Here is an 11414-nt window from a genome sequence, read left to right on the forward strand (position 1 = left end):
AAATCCCGACCCCTGAACGGGAGCGAACGCAACCGGAAGGAGCCCCGTGACCATCGAGTTGGTGAGCGACAGCGCACGACTCGCCCAGCACATTCTTTCCGAACACCGGGAACTTCCCGCTGTCGTGATCGCGCAAGACCAACGCAACCCTGAACTGGTCATTGACGCCGAAAAGCTGGCTTCCGAGATTGGACAGCTTGCGACCATTCACGTCATCACCAAACCATTGGCAAACGCGTTCAGGTCAAAGATGCCGGAGGACGCCAACGTGTACGGCAACGCGGTTCGCGTGTACGAACCGGGCGCCTTCATCCGTGGGCAACGATCCGAATTCACCCCGCGACCCTCCTTCACGCCGGAAGGGCTGCAACGGGTTATCGACGGGGCCGTCAAACAGGTCATGAGGATCATAGCAAGGAAGACAACCAACAACGCCGAAGCACCACAGCCACCACAAAACGATCTTTCCCCGGAACCACTTCTGATATCCGCTACCGTCCGCGGATTCACCGCGGACGGCGCGCAGGCGTTGGCTACCTCTGATGATGGGAGCCTGTGGAGAATCGATGCGGACGATGTCATCCCTGGGGTACGGCTGGACTGGATCCTTTCTACCGAGATGCCGGTGACCGGCTTGGCCAGACCGGCAGCTCAGGATCTGGACCTCAACGGCATGTTGCTTCGCCCGCGAATCGGACAGGTGTATCGTCACGGCGACACGGTTTTGGGACTCATTACCGGTGCCGGTCCTGGAAAGATCGACGTGAAGCTGCTCCCCGAGTCAGTGTGGCCCGTTAAGACCTCCGCGGATGACCCCACCCACACCCTGGACCAGGTCTTTGCGGTGGGGGACGTGGTCCCGTTGTACTTCACCCTCGACAAGGGGGCTATCGTCGTCCGACTTGCCCCTCCCGAATCCGCAGCCCTTCCGGCCCCGCCGCTGGTCCTAGGTGGGGGAGCCTGGCTCGTCCAGGGCCGGACGCTGATTCAAGATCCGCTGGAGTCCATCGAGACCGAGGACGATTCGATGCCCCAGGAGGTCCCCGACGAAGCCGCGGCGGATATCGCTCACACGGAACCCTCGCCCTTCGACGGAGGGACTCCGGAAGAGGAACCGGCCCACGTGCCGACCGGGAACACAGCTGGTGTGGACACGGCGCAGGAGAACAACGGAACTACCCGGCCAAACCGGGACGCGGAAAACGGCACCCTTCCGATGCCTACCGGCGCGAAAGTCGAGAAACCCACTGACAACCTGGCCGCGCTGAGCGTCGTTCATCGGAATCTCGTCCGCGACCGTGACCAGGCCGTTCGCGACGTTGAGCTTCTTCGCCGGCGCCTGACCGCCACGGAACGAAAGCTGACGGAAACCCGGAAAAAGAACGACGAACTCAGTAAACGCCTCAGAGCCGAACAACAAAAAATCCAGGCGAGCAACACAGCAGAACCGTTGTTCCTTGACGAAGAATCCGCCGTGCGTTTTGAAATCCGTTCAGTCTGGGCCGCGTACATACCAGCCCAGGAGAAGAACCGCTACCCTGAGCCTGCCGACTACCTGGTGGGAAACAACCTGGCGAAGACACTCAACATGGTGACCAACAGCCAACGCCGTCAGAAGACCGTGGAAACCATCGTCGACATTCTGGTCAAGAGGGAGGAACGAGCCCGCATCCTGAACGTCCATCCCTACCGGACCGGGAACAAAGCCACCAAGCCGCAACTCATCAGGACCGACGGAGCCAAGATGTTCAGGGCGTATGTGCAGACCGGCACCTCTGATGGCCTTCGAATTCACTATTGGGTGACCCCGGAATCCAGGATCGAGATTTCATCTGTCGACGCTCACAACGTCGCGCCTTCTTGAGCCCCTTCACTCTCGAGGATACGGAGGACCTACAGGTCCGTGGACGCCGTCGTCGGGCTTTTCGGGCTCTTCGCGTTGTTTTCGCTTCTCAAGCCAATCATCTAGAAAGGATTTTGGAGGTGTCTCCGGTTTGAGGCCTGCTGGTCTGGGAGGGAGCACTCGTTCGGTGAACTCACGTTCCGGCTCCGGCTCCGCACTGAGGTCCGGCTCCGGGGCGAGGGTCGCGGCGGTAGCGGCCAGCAGGGTTTTGAGCCTTGTGGGAGGCGCTTTGTCCTCCAAATGTTGGACGGTGAGGGTGTGGGGATGGGCTGTGGTGGGGCCTGCCGTACGTTGGATGACGGCTGTCAGATCCGGCAGGGTCGTGAAGGTCTCCACAGGCAGCATCCTGCCCATCCGCTCATGTAGAACCTCAGCATCTGTCCGGCCCGCGCGGAAGGCGATCTGCGTGGCGGTGTTGCCCGAGAGAGCCCGGCTCAACTCCAGTGGCAACTGCCCAAGATACTGGTGGGCGAGCACAACGGAAAGACCGAACTTCCTGCCCTCGGCGAGCATCGCGGGGAGGGACCCGGCCATGAACGAATGCGCTTCGTCGACGATGACCGTGAAAGGGGTCGTATCCGTTCTGCGCAACGCCGCGGTCCAGATGCCGGAAAGATGAAGAAACCCGAGAAGTTCCGCGGCGGTTTCGCCGATCTGTCCCTTGGAAAGGTCCAAAAGAACGATCTGATTCATTGACAGCACTTTGTCCAGGTCAAGGGTGTTCTGGCCTGAACCGAGCACCGCCCTCAGCGCGGCGGTCGTGGTGAACCGTTCCCATTTGGAAGTGATCCACGCGATGATTTCACCGTGCTCGTTGCTGCTGCGTGCCTTGTCCTGGTTCTCCCAATACCCTCTAATTACAGGGTCCTGTACCGAAGCACGGGCCCGGCGCTGGAAGCTTTGATCTGTCAGAAGACGCGGCACATCCAGCAGACTGGCCCGGGTCCCGTTCAACGCCACCAAAGTCCGCAGGCACATCGCCAAGGCCTGTTCGAACCGCGGGCCGATGATTCCGGTCCGGCTGGGATCAAACAGGGTGTAGAAAGACGCCAGGATGTCTGCGATTGCTACGTCGCGGGCCACGGGGTCTTCGGTCGACAGCGGATTGACCGGTACCGGATTCTCAATGTCCGAAGCCCGCACGACAAAAGTACGCGCAAGGCCGTCCTCAGGGAGTTCGGAGACGATTCTTTCCACCAGCGTCCCGTGAGGATCAAGGACGATGAGTCCTTCGCCGCGGACGGCAACGGAATGCGCGAGCCCGGCTAGAAGCGTCGATTTTCCGGTCCCTGTCCTTCCGGTGACGTGCACGTGCCGGATCCGTTCGGCTTCGGTAAGCATCGCCGGGATAGAGGCGCCGGAGGCTGTGCAGGCCCGGCCCAGAAGGACCCCGCCTGCCGGTTGACGGGATTGAGGAAGATGCCGGAGCGGCACCGGCGCCGCCGGTGCCGTGGCGAGTCCGGGAAGCGGGTGCGCGGAGACAGGAATCAGCGGGAGCGCGCCGGCATCGGCGAACCCCAAGATGAACTCTCCTGGTTCCTTGCGGAGTGAATGCCCTGGGACGATGCGGTTGACCACAGAAGCGAGCATGACAGGAGGGGCTGTAAGGATCTCTGTGCTGGTCACGGAAATGCTGACGAGGAATGGTGGCATTGGTTCGCTGTGGATCCGCGCTGCCGCGCCCAAACGGACTTCAACCGTCGATCCGGGGGAGCAAGCCACCGCTTCGAGCAGTTCAGAAACCGTTGCGAAAGGGAATCCGTCGGCGATTACCGGATCCGGCCGCCGCGAAGATGCCTCAGTGAATCCAATACTTCCGGTCGGCACCCGCCGGCCCACATACCACCTGGACCTTGGCTCATTGATGCACATCGGGTCCAACGGAATGGATGCGAGTTCAACGGCCGGAGACACCACCCGACCAATCGCAGATGCCAGGTCAGCGGGCGTATCGAGGCCATGTTCCTCGACGATGAGTCCAACCTCTACATCCCCATCCTCTGTAGCCGCATAGCGCACTTCCAGGGATGCGTCTTCGTCCCCGGCCAGAAGAGACAGGATCGAGGGCAACAGCCGGGTCCTGAGGGTGTCTGCGACGACCGGATTGAGTTCCCGTGCGCCGATGACCTCTAAAGCTGTCAGACACGGAGCAAGATCGGGCACGTCGAATTGTTCCAGGGTGGCTCTTTCGTGTGGGTGCATCTGTTTCCCTTGTGTGTGGCCGGCGCCTTGTTTCAGACAGTACAACCTCGATGCGGCGATGGCTTCTGATTGCGGCACGCGGTGCTCGCAGAATGAGCGCAACTCCTCTGGTGGGACGAACGCTTTTTGCGACGGTGATCTGGTTGTCAACTGGCCAGATCGAGCTCGCGCTTCTTGCCGCGGAGGTGGTCGTGGCGCTGCATGGTGTGGCGGACACGTACAGCCAGGCTGTCCGCGGTTTCGTTGAGAGTGTGGCCGTTGTGGGAACGCACCCACTGAATGTTTACGTTCCGGCCCCTGGTGAGCTCAGCAATCCGCTCCGCCAAGGCACGCTCGCGGCGGTGTGCCCCGACGCTCTTTCCGGTGGCGACAGCGATCGCCGTCTTGCTGTCCGAGAGAAGGTCAACATGTCCGTGCTTCGCGGTCGCCAGCAGAGCATCGTGGATTGCGTTGAGTTCGGCCCAGTTGATGTCGCGGGTATGAGCCATGTAGCGGGTGTGTGTGGTGCCGTCCGAGGCTGCCCAAGCAATACCTGCTCCTTCTGGCCCGTTGACTGCGATAGATGCATCGGTGGCGATCACGATGTGGTCCGTTCCGTGGGTTGTGGCTTTGTGAACGACAACGGTTCTAGGACTCAACGCTTCCTTGGCTTTGGCGTCTGTGGCGGCATGCGCTGCCGGAACTTGGTCGAAGCTAGGGAGGGAGGAACGCAGCTGGCGGAGGTCATGGCGGAGCTCGGGGCAGTCGATGAACACCCGATACCAAGGGGCCCCGGCGCGGTTGACCAAGTAATCGAGAGCGTCCAGACGAAGGGATGCGGGCGTGGCGTCCGGTTTGTGAGCCTTGAATTTGAACGTCTGCGTCTTCTTACCTGGAATGGTGATGGCCAGGACAGCAAGCGGACCGACGGGCGTGTTTTTCGCCCGGATGACGGCGTCTGCGCCAAGCATAGGCAGGGTCAGTATGTAGAGTTCGTGGTCGTGCCGGATCGGATACAGCAAGGGCCTTGTAACAGCACCGAGACCCGACAGCGCGTGGTCGCGGATCTTGCCAAGCCAGGCAAACGAGATGGCCGGTTCTGAGGCCGTAACCGTGATGTTGGTGTTCATTGACGGGTCCTTCCTTGTGAGAACGGGCGGCTTCTGCCGCTCACTCTCACAAGGCGTTCCCACACACCAGCGAACCGGTGATCCCCTTACCAGGAAAACCGTCCGCGCCGATGGATGAAAACGCGGGCGGACCTTCATGGCACTGCGATGGCCCAGTTCAAGGATCCACCAAAACGGGCGCAGTTTAGGTGGTGTTGGATGATGTGATGGTGCGCAGGGATTTTGTATTGAATTGGCGGTCACTCCGTAGGGCGGCGGCGCTGATTCGACAGGCCGATGCCCTTTTGGGATCCGCGGCCGTCCGTGCCGATGACCGCGTTTTGTTCACCGTCGAAATCGAAGGGGGACGGCGTTCGTCGGCCTTGATCCCTTACCGCCCGTGGTCCGCGTACCCGGTACCGCCTGTTGAAACTGATTGGACAGACGCCGAACCGTATCTCGACCGGGCTGCTTTGATTCTCCAGCAGACGCAGCCCTCCCGTCGAACCGATCGCGTCTGGGCCGACTGCCAGGAATCTCAGGGAATCTTTTGCCACCGGGTGGGACGCTGGCGCGAAGCTGAGGAGTATTTTCAGAGCGCTCTGAAAATTTTCAAGAAAAACGGGCGCACGTCAGAGGAGGCCCAGTGTCTTCGCCACCTTGCCAGTCTCTACTACCAGACCGGAAAGTGGTCGGACGCTGAAAACGCACTCAGAATGAGCCTGCCGGACCCGGTGTCAGTCGGGGATCCAGCGAGCGTAGGTACGTTGATTTCCATGGGGAACTTGTTTGCCCGCCGACGTAGGAATCAGGACGCGGAGCGCTTTTACAGGCGTGCCCTTGAGCTGTGTCCAAGGAAAAAGCTGATGACCCAACGGGCCGAGGCCTTGGCAGGGTTGGGGAAACTCCTCGCCGACATGAAACGCTTCGCGGAAGCACTGGAAGCGCTCCACAGCGCTCTGCAAATAGAACTGGGCGATTTTGGGACCCAAAGCGGTGCCGCATTCGTCCATCAGGGCCTTGCGGACGTCCAAAGGATGCAAGGTCGGATGGACCTTGCAGTGTCGCATCTGATGCAGTCGAACCTTATGTTCAGACAGGCACGGATCTCTGCGTACGTGGCAATGTCCAACTACGAGCTAAGTTCCTTCCGCCTGTCACGGATGGAAACAGCCGCCGCCGTGCAACTATACGATGAGGCGTTTTCTGGTTACAGCCGGTTGGGAAAATACCAGTCGGCTGCCAGAATCGCACTGAGACGTGCCCATGATCTGATCGAGTTGTCCGCACCGGACAGGAATGGACTTATTGACGAGTCCATCCACCTAGCTCTTCCTGCCTTCTTGCATCTGGACAGGGTCCGCTTTCAGTTCAACGCGTCGTCAGACCGTCAAAGCTGGGCACGATTCGTAGAGTGGGCTGCAAGCCTGACATTCAAAATTGCGGTCCTAACTGAAGACCCGCAGCTACTCTCGGATCTGATCGAGACTCGGATCAATTCCGCCGCACACACTGCAACGACCAGGTCGGGTGGGAATTCGCCCGCCGCGCCGTCAAACGGAGATTATTCGGTGGAAGACACATTGCTTGCCGCGGGGGAATCGCACCGATCACTGATTGCGGCGGGTACCACTAGGCTCCTCGCTGGCACGTCCCTTCCCGCGCAGCCTGGACCATTGCTGCTGGTTCCGAGATCCAGGTCTACCCGACGGGTGGCACTTGAACACTTCTACCAAGTCAGTCCCTACCCCCAGACCGGTCTTATCCAGCGACCTGTCTCTATCTGCTGACCACGGAGACAGCCCACCCATCAATTAGGTTGGCGGTGTCTTAGCGGCCGCGGCCCAGGGTTGGCAGACCACCGGATACGACCTGGCGGCTGAAGATAGGCCCGATCTCGGCGGGCACGCCTTTGTGCAGCCGTGGGTTGCGGCTCTTTTCGATGATCCGGCCGACGTTGTCCCCGCTGAGCCTCAGAGCCATGCTGTCCAGTTCATCGCCGACCCGATCGTAGTACTTCCAGTGAACTTGGGCTTTGTATATTTTGTGCAAGTCGAGCACCCGGTTAAGCAGGTGGGTGGATTCCTGGCTTCCCGGGGTATGTGTGTGGTCATTGATGTCGGTGCGGAGTTTGTCTAGTTTCTCGGTGAACGCCTTCGACTGTGGATCGGCGCCGAATGTGTATGGTTTGTTCTCTGCCGGACGGCGCCGTCCGGCACGTTTTTCCGCGAACGTGGGGTCTTGGGTCCTTGGATCGCTGGTGTCGTAGTCGAACCTGCGTGTGGTCGGTGTCTTGCTCGGTTCAGCCCGCTGAGGTGCGGAACGGAACAGTACGTTGCTTTGGGCTTTGCCCAGCATGCCGTGTTCCTGACGGAATCGAATGACCCAGGCGATTATCTCGGCCTTGAGATCCGCGTCAGCTTCGCTCGTACCCAGCAATTGAGTGGCAATCTCTTCGACCTGGCCGATAACGGTCCTGAGCATGGGCTCGTTGGGGCTTTTTGAGGCGTCGAGCCGGGAAATCATTGAGCGAACGTGGTCGGCGTGTTCGTGCATGTCCAAGTAATTCCCCCAACGTATTCAGTGATCCATTACCACACAAGCACCTCGTCAACAGCAATGCCAAGAGGTCCGACTTTGTCTGGCCGCTTTTGGGCTTACCAAGTGCGGATGGGAGTGGTGGGTTTTGGAACCGAGGGGTAAGCATTCTTGTTCGCCCATCCGGTGATGGGATTGGCGGGGTGGCGGTGAGGGCGGGTCCTTCATCGTATGGGATGAAGGGCGCGGGGTTTGCGGTGGTGGAGGCTTCTGCGGTGCCCACCTTCCACTCCTTCTGGCCTTCGCCCCTTTTGACCGGATCGGGAAACCGGATTCGGAAGTTTCGGCGCCGCCATCGCGGATCCACCGGCCCCCGTCCATGTCTGCCATACCGGGTCAACTCGACACCTTGGTACCCGCCTCTAACAACACCGCGCTAGTGCAGCGACGCCTTGATCGAGCCTACGACGGGCGGCTGCCTGTTCTGCCACCGTGCTCTATGGCCGAAGTGTGGATGAGGTGCGGTCCCGGCCAGGTGTAGGACAGAGCGGTTCATAGGCTGCGTGTAGGACCTTGTATGGTCCTCTCGCGGCCGGCGGTGAGCGTTGCGAGGAAAGGGCAGGATTACCAGATTCTGACTGGCTGTTTGGGGCGTGGTACGGCCGGGTAGGGCGTATTGGTGGTCCATCCGGTGAGGGTTTGGCGGGGTGAGCCGGTGGTCGGTGTGAGGAGGGGTGGTGATGGGTGTCCGGGAAGTGTGGCGGTAGTGAGGAGTCCGGTGGTTCCAGCGGCGGTGGTTGTGTGTCCGCCGGCGTCGTCTGGCTGGGAGGTGGTGAAGAGCGTGGCCTTGGCGGTGGTGGTGGCCTCGGTGAGTTCGATGCCGATGCTGTGGATACGGGTGGTGTGCTCATCGTCCGCGGTGGTGTGGGTGGTGGTGTTGATGTGGGTTTCGATGAGGTCGCTGATCAGGGCGGGGTCCTGTGCAGTGGCGGCGAGTTCCAAGGCGAATTTCGTGGCTATCGCGGCGCAGCTGGACCAGGAGGTGCGTTCGGGCGCGGTGTCGAATTGGAACCGGACGGAGTCCAGATATAGTGCGGCTGGGACGACTAGAACCAGGCACTCGGCGGCGGGAACTCCGGCTGAACGCAGTGCCCATGACCTGCGGATGGCTGCCCAGGCTGCTTCCTGTGGCAAATCCTGTTCCGCATATAGAGCAAGAGCCTTGTCGAAATACTGCGCAGATTTCGGAGCTTCTATGCACTTGACGGCCAGCAACCCTAGGTTTTCAAGAGCACGGGCCTGTCCCTCCATCAACCCGAGGGTTTCGTAAATCTCTAAGGCGTGGTTGTAGGCCTCGGTGGCCTGATTCCAGCGACCGTCGTCCTGATGCAGGTTTCCCAGGTTGCAGTGCACCCTCGCTTGGTCTGCGGGGAGGTTCAGGGTTTCGTAGAGGCCGAGAGCCTGGTCATAGGAGTCGGCGGCTTGCCTCAAGCGTCCGACGACCCGGTGCAATGTCCCGAGGTTGTTGTGGACACTGGCTTGGTCTGCGGGCAGCTTTAGGGTTCTATAGAGCTCCAGGGCTCGCTTGAATTCGTGAGTGGCGTGGTCCCAGCGGCCTATTTTCTGGTGCAGGTTTCCGAGGCTGTGGTGCACCCTCGCTTGGTCTTTGGGGAGATCCAGGTTTTCGTAGAGGTTGAGGGCACGGATGTAGGAGTCAGCGGCGTGTTTCCAGCGTCCCGTGGCGCTATGCAGGTTTCCGAGGTTGCTGTGTACCCTTGCTTGGTCTGCGGGGAGGTCCAGGGTTTTGTAGAGGTCCAGGGCACGGGTGTAGGAGGAGACGGCCTGGTCCCAGCGTCCCGTGGCCGTGTGGTGGTTCCCATGATTGGTGTGGACGTTGGCCAGTTGTTTGGGGAGGTCCAGGGTTTTGTAGATGTCCAGAGCGTGGGCGAAACACTCGGTAGCTTCGGTCCAGCGTCCGGCGGCGTGGTGGAGGATCCCGAGGTTGGTGTGGACACCAGCCTGTCCTTCGGGGAGGTTCAGGGTTGTGTAGAGGCTGAGGGCGTGGTTGTACGATTGGGCTGCTTCGGTCCAGCGTCCGGCGTCCTTGTGGAGGATCCCGAGGTTGCTGTGGACCATGGCCTGGTCTGCTGGGAGGTCTAGGGTCTCGTAGAGGTCCAGGGCACGGGTGTAGGAGGCGGCGGCCTGGTCCCAGCGTCCGGCGGTTTGGTGCAGGTTCCCGAGGTTGGTGTGGACCTTGGCCTGGTCTGCTGGGAGGTCGAGGGTTTTGTAGAGGTCCAAGGCCCTGGCGAAAGATTCGGCAGCTTCGGTCCATCGTCCTGCGGCGTGGTGGAGGATCCCGAGGTTGTTGTGGACCGCGGCCTGCCGTTCGGGCAAATTCAGGGTTGTGTAGAGGCGCAGGGCTTTGTTGTAGGACCCGGCGGCTTGGTCCCAGCGTCCGGCGGTTTGGTGGAGGATCCCGAGGTTGGTGTGGACCATGGCCTGGTCTGCTGGGAGGTCGAGGGTTTTGTAGAGGTCCAAGGCCCTGGCGAAAGATTCGGCAGCTTCGGTCCAGCGTCCGGCGGTCTGATAGAGGACCCCAATGTTGTTGTCAACCTTGGCCAGTTGTTTGGGTTGGTCGAGGGTGTTATAGATGTCCATGGCATGGAGGAAAGACTCCTCGGCTTGCCACCAGCGTCCTGCGGTCTGGTGGAGATTTCCGAGGTTGTTACCGACTGCGGCCTGCCGTTCGAGCAAGTTCAGGGTTGTGTAGAGGTGCAGGGCTTTGTTGTAGGATTCGGTTGCTTCGGTCCAGCGTCCTGCGGTCTGGTGCAGGTTCCCGAGGTTGTAGTGCACTGCGGCCTGGCCTGCGGGGAGGTCCAGGGTTTCGTAGAGGTCCAGGGCCCGGCCATAGGACTCGGTGGCTTGGTGCGAGTGTCCGGCGTCTTGGTGGAGGAGCCCGAGGTTGTTGTGGATCAGTGCCTGTTCAGTTTTCACCCCCAGTGTTTGGTATTCGAGTAGCGCCCTCTCGTAGTAGTGCAGTGCTTTCTGTGGGTGACGGAGGCGGTCGTAGGTGAAGCCGAGTAGAAGGGTGTTGTGGGCGTGGCGTTCGGTTCCGGTTGGAGGCTGGGGCAAGGTTTGGATTCTGAAAAGGGCCTCTGTTGCTTCTTCGAGGGTGATTGATTCCTCGGTTAGGTCTGTGAGGAGTTGTTTGAGTTGTTGGATTGATTGTGTTTCCCGGCTTGTCTTTGGTCGAGACAGCCGGTTCCACGACCGTGTTAACCAATTCATGCCGATCCTCCCTGCTTGCTCTCGTCAGTCTATGACCGAGTATCCTGGTCTGCTTTGTTGTGGGCAGGGCCAGTTTGGGTTTCTGATTGGTCTATGGCCGTGTGGGTTTGGTTTTTTGGTCTGTCATTGGGCGCGTGTTTTGCGTCGGAGTGGTGTGAGGCTGAGGTGGATGAGGGTGTAGACGGCGGTGAAGGCGATGAGGGTGTAGGCCTGGTTGCCGTTGAGGATGGTTTGGCAGGCGGGGATGACGAACGCTGCGGTTCCGATGGCGGTGAGGGAGATGGCGATGGTGGCGAGGCCAGTGACGGGGGCGGGCCAGCGGCCGGCACCGTATCCGAAGACCGCGGCGGCGATGATGGCTGTTCCTGCGGCGAGGGCAGCGTTGGTGGTGTCGA

The 11414-nt window shown here is 60.5% G+C and carries 7 protein-coding genes; 2 read left to right on the forward strand and 5 right to left on the reverse strand.

Annotation, left to right across the window (positions count from 1 at the left end):
- Positions 1–46: 46 nt before the first annotated feature.
- Positions 47–1864 carry a hypothetical protein gene (locus AC1DJW_RS17650; RefSeq protein WP_476902042.1) on the forward strand — a complete coding sequence of 606 codons (1818 nt, stop codon included), beginning with the start codon at positions 47–49 and terminating at the stop codon, positions 1862–1864.
- A gap of 6 nt (positions 1865–1870) precedes the next feature.
- On the opposite strand, the gene AC1DJW_RS17655 is transcribed toward AC1DJW_RS17650, so the two are convergent.
- Both AC1DJW_RS17655 and AC1DJW_RS17660 read right to left on the reverse strand, forming a co-directional pair.
- Positions 1871–4105 (reverse strand): type IV secretory system conjugative DNA transfer family protein, encoded by a 2235-nt coding sequence (locus tag AC1DJW_RS17655; protein WP_476902043.1) that lies wholly within the window; start codon positions 4103–4105, stop codon positions 1871–1873.
- A 146-nt stretch (positions 4106–4251) separates the two neighbouring features.
- Complete coding sequence (locus AC1DJW_RS17660) at positions 4252–5214, reverse strand: RNase H family protein (RefSeq protein ID WP_476902044.1); 963 nt, start codon at positions 5212–5214, stop codon at positions 4252–4254.
- Between the two features lie 188 nt (positions 5215–5402).
- On the opposite strand from AC1DJW_RS17660, the gene AC1DJW_RS17665 reads away from it, so the two are divergent.
- The gene (locus AC1DJW_RS17665; protein WP_476902045.1) at positions 5403–6983 is read left to right on the forward strand and encodes a tetratricopeptide repeat protein; all 1581 of its coding nucleotides are present in this window, start codon (positions 5403–5405) and stop codon (positions 6981–6983) included.
- A gap of 40 nt (positions 6984–7023) precedes the next feature.
- Here the strand turns inward: AC1DJW_RS17665 and AC1DJW_RS17670 are convergent, their stop codons facing one another.
- From AC1DJW_RS17670 to AC1DJW_RS17680, 3 genes are all read right to left on the reverse strand, one after another.
- A complete protein-coding gene (locus AC1DJW_RS17670; RefSeq protein WP_476902046.1) occupies positions 7024–7719 on the reverse strand; it encodes a hypothetical protein in 696 nt (231 codons plus the stop codon).
- A 636-nt stretch (positions 7720–8355) separates the two neighbouring features.
- A complete protein-coding gene (locus AC1DJW_RS17675; protein WP_476902047.1) occupies positions 8356–11019 on the reverse strand; it encodes a tetratricopeptide repeat protein in 2664 nt (887 codons plus the stop codon).
- A gap of 123 nt (positions 11020–11142) precedes the next feature.
- On the reverse strand, positions 11143–11414 hold a 272-nt coding region (locus AC1DJW_RS17680; RefSeq protein ID WP_476902048.1), incomplete at its 5' end, for a hypothetical protein.

Source organism: Arthrobacter sp. 05L417, from assembly GCF_056397865.1.